The organism is Nitrospinota bacterium, assembly GCA_027619975.1.
Taxonomy (GTDB): domain Bacteria; phylum Nitrospinota; class Nitrospinia; order Nitrospinales; family VA-1; genus JADFGI01.
The window spans coordinates 20,240-39,845 of sequence record JAQCGX010000031.1; the positions used below are offsets into that span (position 1 = coordinate 20,240).

At 48.3% G+C, this 19,606-nt stretch carries 20 protein-coding genes and 1 pseudogene; 5 read left to right on the forward strand and 16 right to left on the reverse strand.

The genetic code is table 11. The features are described 5' to 3' along the window. Positions 1-28 precede the first annotated feature (28 nt). From O3C58_11075 to O3C58_11090, 4 genes are all read right to left on the reverse strand, one after another. The gene (locus O3C58_11075) at positions 29-454 is read right to left on the reverse strand and encodes a group 1 truncated hemoglobin (protein MDA0692395.1); all 426 of its coding nucleotides are present in this window, start codon (positions 452-454) and stop codon (positions 29-31) included. Between the two features lie 19 nt (positions 455-473). After that, positions 474-821 (reverse strand): PilZ domain-containing protein, encoded by a 348-nt coding sequence (locus O3C58_11080; protein ID MDA0692396.1) that lies wholly within the window; start codon positions 819-821, stop codon positions 474-476. A gap of 25 nt (positions 822-846) precedes the next feature. Then, complete coding sequence (locus O3C58_11085) at positions 847-2,334, reverse strand: aldehyde dehydrogenase family protein (protein ID MDA0692397.1); 1,488 nt, start codon at positions 2,332-2,334, stop codon at positions 847-849. Positions 2,335-2,611: 277 nt separating this feature from the next. Then, positions 2,612-3,568: a hypothetical protein gene (locus O3C58_11090; protein ID MDA0692398.1), complete on the reverse strand. Its 957-nt coding sequence runs from the start codon at positions 3,566-3,568 to the stop codon at positions 2,612-2,614. On the opposite strand from O3C58_11090, the gene O3C58_11095 reads away from it, so the two are divergent. After that, positions 3,512-3,922 (forward strand): hypothetical protein, encoded by a 411-nt coding sequence (locus tag O3C58_11095; protein MDA0692399.1) that lies wholly within the window; start codon positions 3,512-3,514, stop codon positions 3,920-3,922. The two genes, O3C58_11090 and O3C58_11095, sit on opposite strands and share 57 nt — an antisense overlap. A 12-nt stretch (positions 3,923-3,934) precedes the next feature. On the opposite strand, the gene O3C58_11100 is transcribed toward O3C58_11095, so the two are convergent. From O3C58_11100 to O3C58_11130, 7 genes are all read right to left on the reverse strand, one after another. Next, positions 3,935-4,717: a hypothetical protein gene (locus O3C58_11100; GenBank protein ID MDA0692400.1), complete on the reverse strand. Its 783-nt coding sequence runs from the start codon at positions 4,715-4,717 to the stop codon at positions 3,935-3,937. Positions 4,718-4,734: 17 nt separating this feature from the next. Next, positions 4,735-5,199 carry a prepilin-type N-terminal cleavage/methylation domain-containing protein gene (locus tag O3C58_11105; GenBank protein ID MDA0692401.1) on the reverse strand — a complete coding sequence of 155 codons (465 nt, stop codon included), beginning with the start codon at positions 5,197-5,199 and terminating at the stop codon, positions 4,735-4,737. A 65-nt stretch (positions 5,200-5,264) separates the two neighbouring features. Then, positions 5,265-5,774 carry a hypothetical protein gene (locus O3C58_11110; protein ID MDA0692402.1) on the reverse strand — a complete coding sequence of 170 codons (510 nt, stop codon included), beginning with the start codon at positions 5,772-5,774 and terminating at the stop codon, positions 5,265-5,267. Then, on the reverse strand, positions 5,750-6,004 hold the full coding sequence (locus O3C58_11115; GenBank protein ID MDA0692403.1) for a prepilin-type N-terminal cleavage/methylation domain-containing protein: 255 nt from the start codon (positions 6,002-6,004) through the stop codon (positions 5,750-5,752). Before O3C58_11115 ends, O3C58_11110 begins: the two co-directional genes overlap by 25 nt. Positions 6,005-6,251: 247 nt before the next feature. Further along, positions 6,252-7,328, reverse strand: coding sequence for a 3-dehydroquinate synthase (aroB, locus tag O3C58_11120; protein MDA0692404.1), 1,077 nt, complete (start codon positions 7,326-7,328; stop codon positions 6,252-6,254). Then, positions 7,325-8,548: a type IV pilus assembly protein PilM gene (gene pilM, locus O3C58_11125; GenBank protein ID MDA0692405.1), complete on the reverse strand. Its 1,224-nt coding sequence runs from the start codon at positions 8,546-8,548 to the stop codon at positions 7,325-7,327. Before pilM ends, aroB begins: the two co-directional genes overlap by 4 nt. A 287-nt stretch (positions 8,549-8,835) precedes the next feature. Next, positions 8,836-9,090: a helix-turn-helix transcriptional regulator gene (locus O3C58_11130; protein ID MDA0692406.1), complete on the reverse strand. Its 255-nt coding sequence runs from the start codon at positions 9,088-9,090 to the stop codon at positions 8,836-8,838. Positions 9,091-9,507: 417 nt separating this feature from the next. On the opposite strand from O3C58_11130, the gene miaB reads away from it, so the two are divergent. Continuing rightward, a complete protein-coding gene (miaB, locus tag O3C58_11135; protein MDA0692407.1) occupies positions 9,508-10,842 on the forward strand; it encodes a tRNA (N6-isopentenyl adenosine(37)-C2)-methylthiotransferase MiaB in 1,335 nt (444 codons plus the stop codon). Between the two features lie 99 nt (positions 10,843-10,941). Here miaB and O3C58_11140 read toward each other — a convergent pair whose 3' ends face one another. Further along, the gene (locus O3C58_11140) at positions 10,942-12,390 is read right to left on the reverse strand and encodes a hypothetical protein (GenBank protein ID MDA0692408.1); all 1,449 of its coding nucleotides are present in this window, start codon (positions 12,388-12,390) and stop codon (positions 10,942-10,944) included. 353 nt (positions 12,391-12,743) lie between these two features. On the opposite strand from O3C58_11140, the gene O3C58_11145 reads away from it, so the two are divergent. After that, on the forward strand, positions 12,744-12,995 hold the full coding sequence (locus tag O3C58_11145) for a hypothetical protein (GenBank protein MDA0692409.1): 252 nt from the start codon (positions 12,744-12,746) through the stop codon (positions 12,993-12,995). 95 nt (positions 12,996-13,090) lie between these two features. Here the strand turns inward: O3C58_11145 and O3C58_11150 are convergent, their stop codons facing one another. Together O3C58_11150 and O3C58_11155 are read right to left on the reverse strand one after the other, a co-directional pair. After that, positions 13,091-13,690, reverse strand: coding sequence for a DUF1318 domain-containing protein (locus O3C58_11150; GenBank protein ID MDA0692410.1), 600 nt, complete (start codon positions 13,688-13,690; stop codon positions 13,091-13,093). A 10-nt stretch (positions 13,691-13,700) separates the two neighbouring features. Next, positions 13,701-14,954: a beta-ketoacyl-ACP synthase II gene (locus O3C58_11155; GenBank protein ID MDA0692411.1), complete on the reverse strand. Its 1,254-nt coding sequence runs from the start codon at positions 14,952-14,954 to the stop codon at positions 13,701-13,703. Between the two features lie 182 nt (positions 14,955-15,136). Here O3C58_11155 and nagZ point away from each other — a divergent pair, with 182 nt between their 5' ends. Then, the gene (gene nagZ, locus O3C58_11160) at positions 15,137-16,231 is read left to right on the forward strand and encodes a beta-N-acetylhexosaminidase (GenBank protein MDA0692412.1); all 1,095 of its coding nucleotides are present in this window, start codon (positions 15,137-15,139) and stop codon (positions 16,229-16,231) included. 12 nt (positions 16,232-16,243) lie between these two features. Further along, positions 16,244-17,899, forward strand: a complete 1,656-nt coding sequence (locus O3C58_11165) for a glycosyltransferase family 39 protein (GenBank protein MDA0692413.1) — start codon at positions 16,244-16,246, stop codon at positions 17,897-17,899. A 122-nt stretch (positions 17,900-18,021) separates the two neighbouring features. On the opposite strand, the pseudogene O3C58_11170 reads toward O3C58_11165, so the two are convergent. Next, positions 18,022-18,945, reverse strand: a pseudogene (locus O3C58_11170) (methyl-accepting chemotaxis protein). Positions 18,946-19,077: 132 nt separating this feature from the next. Then, the coding region (locus tag O3C58_11175) for a chemotaxis protein (GenBank protein ID MDA0692414.1) at positions 19,078-19,606 on the reverse strand (529 nt) is incomplete at its 5' end.

The following is a 19,606-nucleotide window of genomic DNA, read 5'->3' on the forward strand; positions in this document are numbered from 1 at the left end:
AGCCGCCTTTCCAGGTCAGTCGCATATCTTAAGGTTTGGGAAAGTTTTTAATTGCGTCGGTAAAAAAACGCTTTTCACATTGACTGGGATCTTCCTTGACGATGGATTTTCTGAAAGCGCCATCAATGCGCATCCAACGTTCCGCCAAAGCGGAAGGCACTTTGCATTCGTCAAGAGACGCCTGCAAAAGATCCTGCCGCAAATCGAACATCGCGTGATCGATAAACATATGCTTGTGAGCATTTTTTGGCAACGCGCCGGAATAAATTTTGCCGCCGCCCATGTTCGACACCATGAAATCGGTTTGCTGATCTTCAATGGTTTTCTGGTCGATATCAGAAAAAAATAGTTTCAACCAGGGATGTTCGTAAAGCTTATCGTAAAAAACCTTATGCACGCGTTCCAGAATGGGTCTGCCGCCTAAATTTTCCAAGAGGGTTTTATCTTCTTCCATTCAATCCCAATCCTTACTGTTAAGATTTTATTTTTTTTCCGTGGACGAGAGCCAGGGAGTCCATCAGGTATTCGTCATTGGCTTCGATGAATTTAGCGGCCACAACGTATTGGGGGGAAGTCACATTCGACTGAGGGTCACAACGAAGGATGTCTGCTGTGAGTTCACAGTTCCTTATGTCCTTATTGCCATCGAGTTTGATAACCACTCTCGAACCTACAGGTACAACTTGTTCCGATTTAAATGAAATTCCATGAACCGTCAAATCCACAACTTCGGCGAACAACCTTCTTTCGCTGGCATAAATATAGGCATCCAGGATAACCATCGCTCGCGGAAAAGATCGTTTGTCTTCAAAATTTTTCATAATCAATGGGAAGTAAAGCAGATTGCTATTCGTCTATTTGGGCTTTTTGCAGTTTACCGCTGTAGTCTATGTAGATCGATTTCCATTCCGTAAATATTTCCAGCGCAGCGGTGCCGGCCTCGCGGTGACCATTGCCCGTCCCTTTGGTGCCACCGAAAGGAAGCTGAATTTCCGCGCCAATCGTCGAGGAATTGATGTAAGTGATCCCGGTGTCCAGATTTTCAATGGCTTTAAAAGCCTGGTTCACGTCCTGCGTATATATTGATGAGGACAAACCAAATGCCGAATCGTTGACGATCTGGATTCCGTGGTCAAGGCTCCGGCAGGCAATGACGCTCAATACGGGACCGAAAATTTCCTCCTGGGCGATCCGCATTTTCGGGGTCACATCACCAAAGATGGTCGGTTTGTAGAAAAACCCGTTACTACAACCGCCGCTTCTGTGGGGGTTCCCACCAAGGAGCAATTTAGCTCCTTCCTCAATGCCGATCTTGCAATAGCTGTGCACTTTTTCCCGCTGGGCTTCATTGACCAGAGGGCCGACCTCATTTTTTTCGTTCAGCCCATCCCCCAACCTCAGTTCCTTGGTTCTTTTAACTAAAAGGTTGGTGAATTTTTTCAGCACCTTCTTGTGAACGATCACCCGACTGCAAGCCGTGCATCGTTGCCCTGTGGTTCCAAACGCTCCCCAGACGACCCCTTCCACAGCCAGATTCAAGTCGGCGTCATCCATGACCAGGATGGCGTTCTTGCCTCCCATTTCGAGAGAGTACTGTTTCATCTGCGTGGCGCAATGCTGGGCCACCTGACTGCCGGTATCCGTGGAGCCGGTGAACGACACCAGTTTCACTTTAGGATGATCGAGCAGAGGCGCTCCCGCACCCGCTCCCGACCCGGTGACATAATTGACCACTCCCGGAGGCAGCCCCGCCTCTTCCAGAATCTTCACGAAATGATAGACCGATAGCGGCGTGTCGCTGGCCGGTTTGATGACGACGGTATTGCCGGCAATAAGCGCGGGAAACAATTTCCATGACGGAATGGCGAGAGGAAAATTCCACGGGGTGATGGCGGCGATCACGCCAACGGGCATGCGCACCGACATACAAAACTTGTCGTTCAATTCCGAGGGAACCGTTTCACCCCCAAGCCTCCGGCCTTCTCCAGCGGCGAAATAACCCATGTCGATGGCTTCCTGGACATCACCCCGGGCTTCCTTGATGACCTTGCCCATCTCCCTTGTCATGTCCTGGGCCAGTGCCTCCTTGCGCTGGAGGAGAATCTCTGAAACCCGAAACAGGATTTCGCCGCGTTTTGGGGCTGGCATTTTTTTCCAACCGGGAAGCGCATTGTGCGCGGCTACCACCGCTTCATTCACATCTTTCCGCGTCGATTGCTGAAACCGGCCCACAACCTCATCCTTATTGGCCGGATTGATATTGGCAAAAGTTTCTCCGCTGGAGGAATCTTTCCATTCTCCATCGATGTAGTTTTGATAAACCTTGGCGGCCATGCAGGATTCCTTTAAATTTCAGGGGAATATTTTCTACTCATAAATGACAACAACCATTCGTTGTTCAAATGCGATTTAAAAAAGGACGACCCTTTGCATTATCAATCGAATACAGAGGACGTCCCACATATTAAATCTTCATGAAAGCGATTACAAGTGTGAAGGGATGACAAAAAATTTCAGATTGGGAAACCAATGCGATGCGTTAATTTTCACTGTCATCCAGGGATGATTAATTTTTTTGAAACTTTAAAGCGGACTATTCTGGTGTTATAGATCACTGCTCTTCCCAAGATAATATGATGACACGATCGCTAAAAAAGGGTGAAACCCCGTTGCAGTTGTAGGTCACAGTCAGGCTTCCCGAAATGCTACTTTCCGGGCTGACTAAGCTTTCAACGTCTGCAAGATTGGCCGAAACGATGAACCCCTTGAGATCGACCGTTCCCGAAATGCTCATTTGCTCCCCGGCATACATCATTCCCTCGATTTGATTGGTCGGATTTCCGGAAAATTCGAGATTGGTCCCCGCTACAAGAAAGAGTTGGTCAATGTCCGGGGAGGGGCCTCCCTGGTAGTTCACGACAATCCCGCTACCGCCAAAATCGATATAGCCATCGGCAAGAATCGTCACTTGAAACGGACTGGGCGTGTTCAGTACATTAATGTTCCCCTCCACATAAAAAATGCCGTCACCAATACTGGTGCCGTTCATTTTCCATAAACCGCTGGGCCGAGTGATATCGCCAAAAAGAGTGTTGCCGTCCCCTGTGGTTGCGTGCGTCCAGTCGGAACCTGATTTGCTGTAGATATACCCTGTCGATTGATCCAGAATGGTGCCGTCGCTTTTTAGAACGTAATGGGCATAGGTCTTGAAATCGTTGGGATCAACAATAGGAATCGGTTGTTCCGCCGCACCGGAAGTCGTACAAGTAGCCCCCGAACAGGCCCCGGATGCAGTGGTTCCCTGCGTAACCGTACCGCTGACGCCGGATTGATTGAAACCACTATTGGTATGAATACTTCCACAGGCGCCCTGAACGGTATAAGCCCCGCCTCCGGTCAAATTGCCCTTGGTGGTGATTGCTGACGCCGGAGTGTAAGTGGGGCGATTGACGATGGCCTCTATGGAAGTCGTTTGACCGTCTTTTGTGCCTTGGGAAGTTACTATAACGGTATGGTCAACGTCGTCGTTCGTGTCGCCATCGTTATCGTCGTTGTCGTCGATAGTCACTGTATAAGTTCCGCCGGCAAACGAGGCACTCGTAAAGCCAGCCGGCCACGTCGTGCCGACAAGCTCATCATCAAATCCATTGTCTGCGGCCCCCGGGCTGTCTCCTGCCGCATCGTAATTGAAAAAATTGACAGCTCGCTGTATACCCGTTTCAGCAATATAAAAAATCTCTTTGGTTTTTTTTATAGTTACTGGCTCTCTTTATATCCTGCGAAGCCCATTTTGTTCCAACAGCAACGAGAAGAGACAGAACAGTCAATAGTAGAATTGCGGCTACAAACGCAAATCCCGATTCATTTTTTAGGGGCTTTAATGCAACCCATTTTTTATTTTTCAGCATTAAAAAATGCATGATTCCCACCTCAATCAAGAATTTCTCAAAGAGATATCGGTTTTAAATTCAACCGTAGGGCCTGCATTTTGCGGATCGATCAGGTTCAATGTAAAGCTCAACCTTTGAACTGTAGCGGGATCTACTAAACCAAAATAATTGAAAACCAATCCGGTTGTCGCGTCCACATCGCTGATCAAATTCGTCGCGGTCCCGTCCACCGTCCGGGTGATATTCGTCCCCGCAAGGGCGATGGTGACATCGCTGTATTTGTTCACTGTCACCAGGTTGGTGTTGATTCCATAATTGTAATCCGTGGACAAAGCCGTTCCCAAGTTCAAAGTGCCAGAGGACGTTCCTGTCACCGTATTTAATTCCCATTGATTAAAATTGGGGTTGCGAATGACGATCTTGTCGCCATTGGAAAAACCTGTTTCATCAAGTACGGTGAGTGTGGTGTCTCCCAAGCTTCCGGCTTTCACTCCCGGGCAGGGAAGGGCGCAGGGAGGCGTGGTGGTTTTAATATTATCCAGGTTGGAGCGAAAACTGATCGAGGTGGCATTAATAGCCGTCAACCCCTCTAAAGGCGGCAAACCAAACCCTGCCATTCGAATCTCTTCCTCAATTTTATCCACAGCGAACCTTCCCTTGGCCTGAATATTGGCAGTGTCATTTTGGTCTTGCAACATACTTTGATTGCGGGTAAATAAAATAGTCGTGGCCGCCAGGAGTACCAGCGCGATGACACTTCCAATGATGACTTCAATCAAACCCACTCCGCGATCGTTCTTGAGATGACGGCATAAAGTTATTTTCATATTTACCGATCTACTTTCTATTGGGTAATTTGGGTATTGAGTTGCAGGGTCTTCGTCCCATTATCCTGCCAGGTCATGGTGACCGAAACATCAAACAAAAAGTTTTCTGTCGCGATATCTGTGATGGTCCAGGAGCGATCATATGTGGAGCCAGCGACCGCCGCATTGCCTTCGGCATCGATCGTCTCTCCGCCTGCATCTGCAGTCCACACGCCTCCCACCAGCCCCGGAGAATCCAATCCGTCCGCCCCGTCCAGCAACCAGGCCTGGCTCACACCTTTTATGGATTCGATCTTGTCCTGAGCGAGCGTCATGGCGATGGATGACTTGCGGCTGTTTTCGTTTTTATCCATGACGGTTCCGGTCGTTCCCATGACAGCAAAAATCCCGACAACCAAGATAACCATGGCCATGAGCGCTTCAATGAGGGTGAAGCCCTGCTCATTCCTCAGGAGACTTACAAATTTTGATTTATTAATCATATTAGAAATTCCATAATTTCATGTTCAGGCATTCATCCTGCTCCTCACATCTGATCCATAAAAAATTAAAGGGGACTGACCGCTACGTTATCGAACACACTCACATTTTGGGTTGTGGTCAATCCGACCTCTCCCTGGGTGTAGGATGCGTCGGTCGCGATGATCGTCCATCCCCCCGGTTCGGCTGTGCCTGTTTCCCAGATTTTCATGTTCAGGTTATCCGCATCGACACTGGCCTTGAGAGTGTAAAGGGTATTGTTGTCGAAGGTAATCGCAGCACTGGCGGCGAGAACCGTTTCGCCGCTGTTATAGTTAACGATTTGAAGTTTATAAACATGGCCTGCTGGCGGCCCGGTGCAGAGTTCGCAATAAATTCTTGCCATGTAATACTGGTTTGAGTTTTGATATCGCAGGATCATTCCCGTGTATTCGTCGGTTCCAAGCGATCCGTTTCTCTGAGTGTCGATTTGCATCTCGTAATTCTGCCAGGGGTCGCAACCGTTGACGGAAATACCGTTGCCATTGGACGCCGTTTGGTACTGACCCGCCGCTACGTTCCAATTGGTGGCTCCCACTTCGGTCCAGCCGTCGCTATCGCCAGCATGAGATCCAGATATAATTTATCCGATTCGGCGGTGATCAATCTCTTTTCCACCCACTTGGAATAATTCGGAATGGCAGCTGTCAGCATGATCCCAAATATGGACACCACCGTAACCATTTCAATCAAAGTGAATCCACGTTGATCACCGAACAACCGTTTATGTATGTTTTCCCTGCCAAACCGATTCATATTCCATTTCACTCAGGAGCAACGCCTGAGATTCAGATTAGTTGAGACCATTCTTCAAAGTCTTCACAGCAATATCCAAGCCAAAATCGTCTAAAACAGCATTTCCATCTGAAATTTTGATATTGTCTATGAATTTATGGGATATGAGTTCGGAACCCTAGAAAATAAGGGCTATAGGGGTTCCTGACAATTCCTCACATGTGTATTTTTTTAATACATGGTGTGACAAAAAATATCGGGAAATCTTAACTCGAAGGTCCTAGCCTCCCAGCGCTTCCTTGATGGGGGATTCGGGAACGCTGTCCACAATCTCGACGGAACCGATGTCTTTGACCAGAATAAAGCGGATTTTTTTGTGAGCGGTCTTTTTATCAAGGTATATGGATTGAATGATGTCTTCGACCTTGAGATTAGGGAGTTGGGTGGGCAAACCAAATTTTTCCAGGAGGTTTGAAATCCGGCGGGGCACATCCTCTGAACAATAACCCATGATCTGTGATAATTTGGCCGCAACCACCATGCCGATGGCGACGGCTTCTCCGTGAATGAACGAGGAATAACCCGTCAACGATTCGATGGCGTGTCCCACCGTGTGCCCGAAGTTGAGCACCATGCGGTAATGACTCTCGCGCTCGTCTTTTTCCACCACCCGCGCTTTGATCGCGCAGGAGGTTGCGACGATATGTGCCAGGGCATCGTTATCGTGGGAAAGTATTTTTTGAGTTTCGGTTTCAAGGTAATGAAATAAAGCCGCGTCTTCAATCACACCGTATTTGATAATTTCGGCCAATCCGGCCTTGAACTCTTTTTCGGGAAGAGTTTCCAGAGTCTCAAGATCAGCCACGACCAGTCTGGGTTGGTAAAAAGCGCCGATCATATTTTTTCCGCGCGGGTGGTTGACCGCGGTCTTGCCGCCCACACTGCTGTCTACCTGGGAAAGGACGGTTGTGGGAATCTGAACGAACGGCACGCCACGCACATAAGTGGCCGCGATAAACCCTGTCAGGTCACCGATGACCCCTCCTCCCAGGGCGACCAAAACCGTTTGCCGGTCACATTTCCATTCCAGAAGGCTATCAAAAATTTTCTCTGCCTGTTGCAAAGATTTAGATTTCTCGCCTTCGGGAACTTCGATAAAGTCGATGGGGACCCCCGTCCCGGAAAAACTTGAAGAAAGTTTTTCACCGTAGAGACGGTTGATTGATGGATGCGTGATGATGACCACGCGACTGGGGTTGGTAAGCTCAGTTACCCACGCTCCGGTCTGCTGCAAAAGGTGGCGGCCAACCCTTATATCATAACTCCTGTCACCCAGGTCGATTGTCAACCGCTTCATAGTTTTTTGGAATACTCATTGGACAGGACGGTCGGAGTGATGAAGATCAACAACTCATTCACTTGATCATTTTCATCCAGGTTTCTGAACAACGCTCCCAGGAAAGGAATTTTGGAAAATAAAGGAACGGACTCTTTATTCCTCTTGACCTCACTTTCATAGATACCCCCAAGAACCGTGGTATCGCCATTTTGCACCAGAACCTCTGTATGCGCTTCTTTGGTAGTGATCGCCGGGAAACCCGCAACAAGTACCGATGTATTGGCCGCGTTTTTCGTGGCATCAATCACCATATAGACATCGTCATTTGACGTGATATGCGGAGTGACCTTCAGGCTGAGTTCGGCATCTATAAACTCAATTTTGGTTCCTTCGTTTGCAGAGGTGGTGCTGAACAATTCAAATGCCTTTTGCACTTCGTCAATAACTTTCTCAAAGGACTGGACAATGACTGCAACCACGTCATCATCTTTTAACTCTGCAGGTATCTTTCCCGACTTGAGTTTTGCAGCCTCCTTATTGGAAAGATTAAATTTTGCCATGAGCTTTTTTGTACAATAATTTCCCCCAAGCGGGATGTCGCGGGTATAAGCGGTGAAACCCTTCTGAATGATATTGAGGTGAGTGAAAGATTCTCCAAGATCAATGACCGCAACCACCCCCTCGGCTCTCAGATCGGTCCCCAACCCACAGGCGTTGACCATGGCGAAAACATCGAGATCGATGATGGCGGGTTTTAATCCGGCGTCATAAAGAATGTCAGTGAGGCTATCGACAAGGTCCTTTTGAACCGCTACCAGTAGTATCTCCATGGTGTCCTTGTCTTCACTCTCCTCAGAATCATCTAATAACTGGAAATCAATGCTGACATCCTCGATATCAAAGGGAATGTACTGCTCTGCCTCGCTTGCTATGTTTTCTTTAAGTTCTGCCGCCGTCATCCTCGGCACCCGTATCTTTTTTATGATCACAGCCTCTCCGGCGATCGAAGCCACCGCATACCGGGTGTCTACTTTTTCCAGCTTGATCAACTTGGTGAGCGTCTCCACAACCTCGTCCGGTTCCCGGATCACTCCATCCACAATGCTATCCTCTTTAAGAGGCATTACAGAGAAATTAAGCAATTCATATTTTTTACCGGTTCTCGCCATCTGCGCCATCTTGATGGAGTGAGATCCAATATCGATTGCCACCAATGGGGTATTTTCTGATAAAAACATACTTATTCCTGTGGACTCTCTATAATTTTGTAATCAGCAAAGCTGAGCTGGCAAACCTACCTGCGATTTATAAGTGGTTTACCGTCGATAGAGCAAACACTGTACCAAACCGTTGCTTCGCCATAAGTCGTTCTATTTAAACAAATTAAAAACAACCCATTGGTTCACTCTGTAAAAGAGTGGTTACATTTTTCACCATCTGTCACCATTTCTGGATACCCTTCAATTTCCGATTGGGGACAGTAACTGAAAATTATTAAAACCAGGCACACTGGTTTTTAATCCATTTAAACCTTTTTTATTTTTGCAGATTTAGGTTTGTCATCCGTCTTCCCCTCATCGGGTTCATCGAAAAGCGAGGCGCGGTCAGATAGTTTATATCCCAAGGCTAATATGATTTTTCGCTTGGTATCCAAACGGCACTCGTTGCCATTTTCAATGCGATCAATGGTCTGAACCGTCACACTTGCTTTGCGTGCCAGCTCAGCCTTACTCATCATCTGAGACTCCCTTACCTGCCTGATGCTATTGGACTTGGCCACAACACTACCCCTCCCTAAAAGTCGGTTAATGACTGGAAAGAAATTATTAACAAATTAATTTTTTCATTGAATACATTAATGGTAGGACAAGTTTACACATCAGTCAACAAACCTTTTATATGTTATTGAAAAATCATCTATATTTTACCAAATTTATAGTAATTTACACAAGTTTATTTACTTTACACCAAATTTCCATCAGAAGTGCTTTGCCGGCCACGACCGGATAACCGCTCTACTTGAGAAATTTCTCAGGATTTCGCGCGAAAATAAATGATGTCTGCTGATGGGAACCAAACAGAATGAATTGGCTCCAGGCGACAGGAATCAGGAAATATTTTGCGGCACTACCGGTAATTTTGCGGTTTATTCAAATGCGGGTTGAAACTAAACCCGTTTTCGCTTAATTTTGTCCCTATGAAACAAGTCTATATGGATACTTTTGGCTGCCAGATGAATGTGGCGGATTCGGACCGGATGGAACTTCTACTCTTTCATTCCGGATTTGCCCGCACATCGCATATGGATGACGCGGACCTGATTCTGGTCAACACCTGTTCCGTTCGGGAAAAAGCGGAGCACAAAATATTTTCCCTTTTCGGAAGCATGAAACCCCTGAAAGAGGCCAATCCTGATCTCGTTATGGGAATCACCGGCTGCCTCGCGCAGCAAGAGGGGGAGCGTCTTTTAAAGCGCATCCCTTTCCTGGACTTCATTTTAGGCCCGGATCATATTGAAGACATCCCGCACGCCGTGGACAGGGCTCTGGAAACACACAAGCCTTTTATATGGAATAACTTTGATCAAAAGAAAAACTATTCCATTCCCGAGATATCCGCCGCCCAACCGGCAACCCCAAATCCAAGTGCATTTATCAATATCATCAAGGGATGCGACAAGTTCTGCAGCTTCTGCGTTGTGCCTCATACCCGGGGCCGGGAAAAATCACGGGAAGCGAACGAAATATACAGCGAAGTCCGGCAACTGGTGGCACGCGGTGCAAAAGAGATCATTCTGCTGGGCCAAAATGTCAATGCCTATGGCAAACGCGGACTGGAAACCCCGGTGGCATTCCACCAGCTTTTGTATGGGATCGCGGAGATTCCCGGCGTCAAGCGGCTTCGCTTCACCACCAGTTATCCCAGGGATTTCACTTTCGAACTCATTCAAGCCTACCAGGATCTTGACATTCTTATGAACCACCTGCACCTGCCGGCACAAAGCGGAAATGATCGCATTCTTCAGGAAATGCGCCGGGGAAATACGGTCGCGGAGTATTTGGCTCTGACAGACGCGCTCAAGACGGCAGTTCCCGACATCGAAATTTCTTCAGACATCATCGTCGGCTATCCGGGGGAAACAGAAAACGAGTTTGAAGATACCCTGCGGTTTATGGAACGGGTGGGGTTCAGCAGCAGTTTTATGTTTTGCTACAGTCCACGGCCTAATACACCTGCGGCTGACCTGGTTGACGACGTTCCCGAGTCTACGAAGAAGGAACGCCTGCAACGCATTATTGAATGCCAGAGTGAACTGGGCCTGGCGCAGGGGGAAAAGTTTCTTGGAAAAGAGGTCGAGGTCTTGATCGAAGGTCAGTCGACGCGGAAGAAAGGAGTTTTCAAAGGCAGGAACCCGCAGTTTTGGCAGGTCAATTTTACTGGAGATGAAACCGTTTTAAAACCAGGAGACCTGGTGAACGTTAAAGTGGAAGAGGTTTCCGGTCATGCGCTCAAAGGACACGCCGTCGTTTAAAAATTCCTGATAAAATCGGAAACAAAACCGATCGCCGACAACGCTCGGCTCGTGAGCGAAGCGAACGTTTGCCGCTATCTCGCCCTCCCCGGAGGGAGGTTAAAAAATTCCCAACCGGCAATACACTTCATCTTCCAGTTGATCAACATGCGGAAGAATGATTTTTAACGCCATCCGCACATCCTTAACGAATTTCAACTCAGGGGGATGGCCCCGGTCGGCAAATCGTCTGAGAGTTTCCGTACAAAAACTATCCAGATCAATGACCTGATTGAGCGTGTCAGCAGGCAGGTCTTCCAAGCCCACTTCATTTTGCTCCAGAAACCGTAAAATCCCGATCAAACTGAGTTTCACGCCAACACTTTTATCCCGCAAATCCCGTATCAAACTGGATTCGGGTTGCTTCAAATCATCGCAAATGCCATGCAACAACTTCCTCAGCCGTTGATAAAAAGCGTCATGCTGTTTTTTATCGAGAAACAGTTTCCCCTGGCCTCCGAAAAGAAGATCAAATACAGATTCAATCTTGAACTTGTCCGATGCCATCACCGTATAAAGGATGGAAATAAATTCCGATTCGTGAAAAGGCAACCCGAGATCCTGAAAAATTTCCTCAAGCGATCCACTTTCTCCCTTGGGAGCCGGACGGGTTTCTTCCTTAACAAATCCGGTGGATTCCGATTTCCATTTCGGAACCAATTGCACCTTGCCGCCCTCGCAACTGACAACACTCAACTCCTGAAGCGACTCCAGGAAATCCGTCAATGAAAAGGCAGGTACGTCCAGAAGTTCCTGATCCATTGAAAAAAATGCCCGCAAAATCTGTTTTTCCAGGGAGGCCTCGACAAACTCCTGGCCTTCATAGAAACGATTGACCAAAGTTTCCAGGGAAACATTCAGGAACCGGAGCTTGAACTGTTTTGATTTCACCCTCACCTTAGGGATGGGGAGAATTTGAAAAACACCCTTACTGTAATCGACCAGCTTGATGAGCAATCCGTCTCCGGATTTGCATCTGCCCGTGGAATACAATTTCTGCATATCCCAGACATTGGTCATCACCAGGCTTTTTCCCGGCATCCACTCATTGACACGAATATCGTCAGGGAAATGGTGCTCTGCTGAGTATTGATAAAAATGGATGACCTCTTCGATATAAAAATTCTTTTTCAGCTTGGGGATTTCTTCGCCGTCCGGCCCCAGAAATGTCAAATCCGTTTCCATAAGCCCACTGGACACAAAGGGAATCATCCGGTGACCCGGAATAAAAACCTTCCGGGAAATTTCGAATTTACCCAGATGAATCAGCAGAGGAATATGCTGAATCTTTTCCAGAACCGCAGGATACGGAAGATAATCATTAGAATCCGTCCCGATAACGTATTGATGATCCGAAAGCTTGCGCTTTAGATGATCCATCGAAGTCTTGGACATTTTTTTTCGCCACCGCTCCTCGACTTCCCTGGCAAAGTCCTCCACGGTGAATGGCGACTGGGATTCCCTGATAAAGTTGTCGATCAATGTTTTGAGAGTCGGTTTTCTTGGCATAAAAGCTGAGTGAAGGGTGAAAGCGCTTTTCCAATGGCTGGTTTTTAAGGAAAGCGCCCTGGCAGGAAATTCTTTTGGTTTTGAGGTTTAGAAGAACCCAGGTGAACGATGAATCCTGTTTGAGTTCTTTGAAAAATTCGTCCTTACAATACTGCGTATCGGAACTCCAAATTTAGCTGGCGTAGATTAGCACAATTTCCATCCAGAGCTAATTTTTTTTCAATATTTTTTTCACCATTTCTTCTCTTTGAAACTTAATTGATTTTCATATGCGGGAAAGCTATCATCATTTAAATACCATTCATCAGAAGGGGATCTTTTGATGCCCTCTATTTCATAGCAGGAGAAAGATCATGGCGCTTAATCTTGAGCCGGTGTATCAGGAAATTTTTGGAAAACTGAAAACCCGGAAAAAATTTGTGATCAAAAACATTGAAAAAAATTTATTGACCGTCGAGCAGGATGAAGAAATTTGCGGGCAGAAAGAACCCAGAAAGTTTGAGTTCAAAAGCCCCAGGGAATTCGAGGCGTTTGTCCACCAGGAAAACCTGTTTGAGCAGGACATCGTCAATCAACTGTCAGGCAATCAGATGCCTTACCGGTAGTCAAGCATCCTTCCAGAGCGGCGGCGCAATGCCTTGTTGCTTTTCCTCAGGCTATCGTACGATTGAACCGAATCAACTTCCGGAATAACCCGGTTTTATTTCTTAACGGTCCAATCGCCATTTTCCATTTGAATTTTTTCTCCGGGTTGGACGCTGTCGCGGTTGAGGCTGGCAAAAATTTTCCGTACTTTGGGGAGGTCCCCCTCGGAAAATGCTTCGTTGGTGGCGATGGTTCGCTTTAATATCGTCAGGCGGTCCGCGTTTTCTTCTTCAATGATCGCCTGAGCGAATGATTTGAACTGTGGGTCTTTAAGCGTTTTTTCGTTATCGAAAAAAATCAGTAACCCGGCATTGCCCTCCCCCGCAACTCCGGTTTGTTTGAACATCTGGATATCGTCGCGGTTGAACTCCTGCCGTTGCATGGCGCGGATGGCTGCTTTTTTCCCCGGCGGAATTTCGGCAACGGTTTTAAGCTTGCCCTCTTCATCCACGGAACGGACCGAGGCCAGCAACAGCATGTCATTTCCCAGCTCTTCATAACTCCCCAGAATCTGGTTCTCCAGAGCCGTTTTTTGATCAACAACAGTAACGTCCACATCTACCAGCTTGCCACAGGCCGATAACCACAGAGCCGCGACCAACCCCACCCAAATTTTAAAATTCTTTCCTCTAATAGACGCCAAGTTTTTTTTCATGGTTGCACCCTCATCCAGAGAATTTTTTGAGCACCAGCGCGGAATTTTTTGAGCCAAAAGAGATGCAGTTGCTGATGGCAATTTTAACAGAAGTTTCCTTTCCTTCGTTACATATATAGTCCATATCACATTCCGGGTCCGGATTTTCCATATTGATCGTGGGAGTCAGAAAACCGTTTTTAAGGGACAACGCTGAAACGGTGACTCCCATCGCGCCAGACGCTCCCTGGGGATGGCCGATCATGGATTTTGTGGAACTGGAAGGAATTTTCATCGCATGGCTGTTAAACGCCTGCTTCACGGCGAGGGTCTCGATTCTGTCATTGAGAATCGTGGACGTGCCATGAAAATTGATGTACCCCACTTCATCTTTATTCACCCCGGCGTCTTTCATAGCCAGGTTCAGGGCGCGGGTCGACTGCTTGCCATCGGGCATGAGCGCCACGCGGTGGTAGGCATCGCAAGTGGTTCCGTACCCTGTGACTTCCGCCAGAATCTGGGCGCCCCGCTTTTTGGCATGCTCCATGTCTTCCAGGATCATCATCCAGCTTCCTTCGGCCAGAACAAACCCTTCCCGGTCGACATTGAAGGGCCGCGATGCCCTGGAAGGCTCGTCATTAAAATGTACAGGGTTAGCCTTCATGCGCTCAAAGCCGGACATCATCGCCGGAGTGACGCAGGCTTCCACCCCGCCTGCCAGAAACCACTTCTCCTGACCGTGGCGGATAGTATTGAACGCATAACCGATGGCATCGGTAGAACTGGTGCACCCGTTCGAGATCACGTGACTGCGCCCCTGAAACCCGAAATACATGGAGATCTCGCTGGAGAGCATCCCCACTAGGGAATTGGAAATCGCATAGGGACTGATTTTATGCTTCTGGTCGGAAAAATAAATCTCAAACTGTTTTTCCGAAAAATCAAACCCCGAGCCGCCGCTTCCGACCATCACCCCCAGGCTTTCGAAATCCTCTTCATCAAAGGAGTTCAAGTCAATACCCGCATCTTCCAAGGCTTCTTTAGCGGCGGCAATCGCCAAGGGAACCGAGCGCGGAAGTTTTTTCAGATCGGATTTCGAAAAATAGAGGGAAGGGTCCAGACCTTTGACTTCGCCGGCCACCTGACACGTCAAACCTGAAGGATCGAAGCTTGCGATGCGGTCGATGCCACTGACCCCCTTGCAGGTATTTTCCCAGAATTTTTTTATTCCTAAACCGTTGGGACTGACAGCTCCCAATCCGGTAATAACAACGCGTCGCAACATATTATGATTGGATACCAATTTATTTAAGCTCGATGAAGTTATCGTAACATAAGGGCGCAATACCGGGCAACGCCATCCCAATGAGGAGACCCTTCAGGAACTCCTTTTCATTTACCCCTGTCATTCATTATACTCTGTTCCAGGTAACGGGAACGACATCACTTTTCGGGAGCACGCAAGCGTTGAAAGCACCTTCTTTATTAAAAGAACAAATCGGTCAAATGATGGTGACCGGATTTGAAGGAACCACTCTCAACTCGCAGACGGAAGACCTGATCGTCAACCACCACATCGGCGGGTTGATTCTTTTCGAGCGCAATTTTGAAAACCCGGAACAACTGATACGGCTGATCTCGGATCTCCAGAAGCTCGCGCTTTCCACGCCACCGTTTGTCCCGCTGTTCATTTCCGTGGACCAGGAGGGAGGCCGCGTTTCCCGTCTGCAACCGCATTTCACGAAATTTCCAACACCCGGTTGTCTGGGCAATGCGAAGTCAGAATCTTTGGCGCATCGGTTCGGTCTCGCTCTGGGCCGGGAAATGCGCGCGGTGGGGATCAATATGGACTACGCGCCGGTGCTGGACGTCAACACCAACCCGGAAAATCCAATTATTGGAATACGGGCTTTGAGTGACGAACCTGAATGGGCGGCAAAACTGGGTGTCGCGTTTATGCACGGGTTCCGGGAAGCGGGCGTGATCGCGGTTGGAAAGCATTTTCCCGGTCATGGGGACACATCCCAGGATTCTCATCTCACATTGCCTTCTGTGGATCGCGACGCCAAAACTCTGGAATCCGTCGAGCTTGTTCCCTTTCAGGCGGCGATTGACAATGGATTGGATGTGATCATGACTGCCCACGTTATCTACAAGGCCTGGGATGAAAAAACTCCCGCTACGTTTTCCGTCCCCATTATTAAAAATTTGCTGCGGGAAAAAATGGGGTTTCAAGGACTGATCATTTCTGATGATCTGGAAATGAAAGCGGTGCAGGATCATATTCCCTTTGAAGACTACCCCACGCTCGGCACAGAGGCGGGCATCGATCTCTTTCTGATTTGCCACGACACCGATAAAGTCAAAGCCCTTCTCAAGCAGATGCATCGCGACGTTTCTGCCGGGAAGATCCCATCGGCAACGATTGAAAGTTCGTTTCAAAGAATTTTAGCGGTCAAAAGCCGGATGCCCCATTTCGAATCCGGCCTTGCGGTCCTTGCGTTTCTCGTGAAAGAACACCAACCCCTGGTAGAGGAGATGCAATCCTTTCTGACGCTCTGAAAATTCTTTCCCATGCAAAGTGAAATTCCCGCATTGAACTTCCCTCTCTCCCGAATCAAACCCGTCCTCCCCGTTTTACTGTACGCGGCGCTGATCGGATACTTTTATTCCTTTTCACAATACGGGTTCAATATCTGGGATGAAGGCGGGTTCGCCAATGGAACTTTAAGGACCTTGAACGGCCAAAAGGCGCTTGAGGATTTCAATCCCAACGGCTACCTGCCGGGACGCTATATCTACGGGGCCCTATTTTTTAAACTGTTCGGAGTCGACATTCAGACTCTGCGTCTGAGCGTTGTCCTCCTGACACCGGCGATGGTCTTCATGGTCTATGCGATTTCGAGGCGGATCATGCCTCCGGGATTCGCTTTTCTCGCCGCTCTTCTTATGCTGTCGGCGCCCTCAATGTACTACAACCGTTTTTTCCCATTTTTTACGGTGTTAAATCTTTACTGCCTGCTCAATGTCCTCGAAAAAAAAAGAATTCAGGATTTTCTGTTGCTGGGCGGGTCGGTTCTCCTCGCGGGCTTTTTCAAATTCGAAATCGCCCTGATCGCGCTACTTATCTCACTGGCTCTGATCGCGGTTATTATCTTTCAGGGCAAGGAAGGGCTCCTTCTCCATAGAATTAGTGCAGAATCGCAATCGCCAAGGTCCAAACTGCTTTTGTGGTTATCCGGTACTTTTCTGACGGCGGCATTTTTTGCAACTCTCTGGTATTTTCTGCAACAGGATTTTTTCGGCAAAGTATTCCAACTGGTGGTGGAAGCGCACAACGTCTGGGGCAACCCGTTTCCAGATGTTTTTCCAATTGGCGCTCTCTATGAAAAACTGGGGCCGCACAAGATGTTCGAGCATCTGCTTTTTTACCTGCCTCTCTGGGTTTATGGAGCGGTGGGAGTTGTTCTTCTGCGGCGATTCATTCGACCTAAAATGAAAACCTCGCCAATGGATTTTGCCCTCTTGATAATTTTATCCTTTGGGATTTGCGTGTTCGGTCTTGTTATCTGGCGGGCCGGCTTCGATAACCTTTTAAGAACACTTCCGCCTTTTTATATCCTGTTTTGCTATCTGCTTTATTTGGCTCACAAAAATGTTCTGCACTGGCTTGGAGACTCTGAAGAAGCCACGCAACCGTTTGCTTTATCAAAAAAGATTCCTGTGAATGTTTTAGCGGTTTTTCTTCCCTTCGTATTTTTTTACGAGATGAATACTCATCATGGGTTTTACGCCGGCAGTATCGGGGCGATGAAACACGAGACGCAATTGGTTGCGCTGGATAGGCTTCGGGTGTACACCCATCCGGCGGAAGCCAAATGGCTTGAGGAAGTAGTGAATCGCATTGAGATTTATACCAACAAGGGCGACCCCATTCTGGCCCTGCCTCTCAATCCGGTTTTCTATTTTCTCACGGATCGTATCAACCCGACCCGCTACGATTGGATCTTGCCGGGCATGTTGACGCCAGAGGAAGAGAAAGGAATGGTCGAGCAATTAAAAACTGACCCACCCAAAATGATTATTTATGTGGACATCCCCATAGATGGGAAAGAGGAAAGACGACTGACCAACTACGCTCCCCAGCTATACGGGTTCATCGTCGAGAATTACCGGTTCGATGAAATGATCGGTCTGTTTCAGATTCTGCTTCCTAACAAGACTGGCTGACAATTGCCAGGGGTATAGCCCTTTCAGGCGAATACCCCCAGACAAATGACTGAGCGGAGCTTTATAAGGGGGGCGCACCGGACCCAAGGCCCGGTGCGTTGCGGAGTGGACTTTCTTTGCGATCAAATTTTGAACCTTCCAATGAGCTTTTGCAGACTCACCGCCATCGTGGACAACTCCGTGGCGGCGGTTTTAGTTTCAGCCGCTCCCCGGGAAGTGCTTTCAGCGGCGGTTGCCACTCCATTGATGTTATTGGCGATTTCCGTGCTGCCTCTGGCCGCATCGGTTACATTGCGGCTGATCTCACCGGTCGTCGCGGTTTGCTCTTCCACGGCGCTGGCGATAGTCCCCTGGTAATCGTTAATTCTATTAATGACCTGGGTGATTTCATCAATCGCCTTGACAGCGTTTTGAGTATCGCTCTGGATGGCCTGAATTTTCTTGCTGATATCATCGGTGGCCTTGGAGGTTTGATTAGCCAACTCCTTGACCTCGTTGGCAACCACCGCAAAGCCTTTACCTGCTTCTCCCGCCCTGGCCGCTTCGATCGTGGCATTTAAGGCCAACAGGTTGGTTTGCTCCGCGATGGAGGTGATGACTTTGACCACCTCGCCGATTTCCTTACTGCTTTGTCCCAGTTTAGCGACAGTCTCGTTGGTTTCCTTAGTCACCTGCACCGCAGACGCACCCACTTTTGCGGCTTCATTGGCATTTTGGGCGATTTCCCGGATGCTGGCGCCCATCTCCTCGGCGGCTGTGGCTACGGTCTGAATATTTCTGCTCACTTCATCCGCCGCCGCATTCACCACATTGGCCTGAGCTGATGTTTCCTCGGCATTAGCTCCCATCTGCTGGCTGGTGGCCGTCAACTCCTCAGCAGAGGACCCCAGAGTCTGCGCCGTTTTTCCGATATCACCAATACTTTTCCGTAAATCCGTTAAGAATTTTGACAACCCTTCTCCCATCTTGCCGATGGCATCTTCCCCTTTGACTGAAATTTCCTGTGTCAGATCTCCTTGTGCTGCGGCATTTACCACTACCAGCATGCTGTCAACATTTTCCTGCAACTCTTGCGCCTGTTGTCGCTCCCGTCCTTGGGCATCCTGGGCGGCTTTTTCGTTGGCCAGTTTCTGGGTGATCACCTCCCAGGTCACCATCGGCCCCAGGTAATTATTGTTTTAATCGTAGATAGCGCTTACCAAGAGGTCGAGGACTTCCGGCCCTAATTGGATTTGAGCCTGATGCGGAAGGTTCTTGGGATCGGACAATATTTTGCGCTGATGCGCAGGGTTTTTATGAAACACATCAATGGAATGGCCAACCATATTGCTTACCTTTATTGGCAAATATTGCTCCAGAGTTTGCAGCGTCCTGGCGGATGCAGGGTTCATATATTGCATATTCAGATCCAGATCGGTACACATCACGTTGAGGGGCGAATTTTCCATCATGGAATTCACCCGCGCCATGTCGGTTTCGATTTTCAATTTTTGCGTGATCACCTCCCAGGTCACCATCGGCCCCAGATAGTTACCATCGTTATCGTAGATGGCGCTCACCAGCAGGTCCAGAACCTCCGGGCCCAATTGAATATTGGCACGGTGCGGCAGGTTTTTCGGGTCGGACAATATTTTGCGTTGATGCGCCGGATTCTTGTGGAAAATGTCGATCGATTGACCGACGAGTTCACTGATCTTGATCGGCAGG

Bases quoted from the DNA above. Each gene is read 5' to 3' on its own strand.
- O3C58_11075 (MDA0692395.1), bottom strand. From the start codon at position 454: ATGGAAGAAGATAAAACCCTCTTGGAAAATTTAGGCGGCAGACCCATT.
- O3C58_11080 (MDA0692396.1), bottom strand. From the start codon at position 821: ATGAAAAATTTTGAAGACAAACGATCTTTTCCGCGAGCGATGGTTATC.
- O3C58_11085 (MDA0692397.1), bottom strand. From the start codon at position 2,334: ATGGCCGCCAAGGTTTATCAAAACTACATCGATGGAGAATGGAAAGAT.
- O3C58_11095 (MDA0692399.1), top strand. From the start codon at position 3,512: ATGGTCAACGTCGTCGTTCGTGTCGCCATCGTTATCGTCGTTGTCGTC.
- O3C58_11100 (MDA0692400.1), bottom strand. From the start codon at position 4,717: ATGAAAATAACTTTATGCCGTCATCTCAAGAACGATCGCGGAGTGGGT.
- O3C58_11105 (MDA0692401.1), bottom strand. From the start codon at position 5,199: ATGATTAATAAATCAAAATTTGTAAGTCTCCTGAGGAATGAGCAGGGC.
- aroB (MDA0692404.1), bottom strand. From the start codon at position 7,328: ATGAAGCGGTTGACAATCGACCTGGGTGACAGGAGTTATGATATAAGG.
- pilM (MDA0692405.1), bottom strand. From the start codon at position 8,548: ATGTTTTTATCAGAAAATACCCCATTGGTGGCAATCGATATTGGATCT.
- miaB (MDA0692407.1), top strand. From the start codon at position 9,508: ATGAAACAAGTCTATATGGATACTTTTGGCTGCCAGATGAATGTGGCG.
- O3C58_11140 (MDA0692408.1), bottom strand. From the start codon at position 12,390: ATGCCAAGAAAACCGACTCTCAAAACATTGATCGACAACTTTATCAGG.
- O3C58_11145 (MDA0692409.1), top strand. From the start codon at position 12,744: ATGGCGCTTAATCTTGAGCCGGTGTATCAGGAAATTTTTGGAAAACTG.
- O3C58_11150 (MDA0692410.1), bottom strand. From the start codon at position 13,690: ATGAAAAAAAACTTGGCGTCTATTAGAGGAAAGAATTTTAAAATTTGG.
- O3C58_11155 (MDA0692411.1), bottom strand. From the start codon at position 14,954: ATGTTGCGACGCGTTGTTATTACCGGATTGGGAGCTGTCAGTCCCAAC.
- O3C58_11165 (MDA0692413.1), top strand. From the start codon at position 16,244: ATGCAAAGTGAAATTCCCGCATTGAACTTCCCTCTCTCCCGAATCAAA.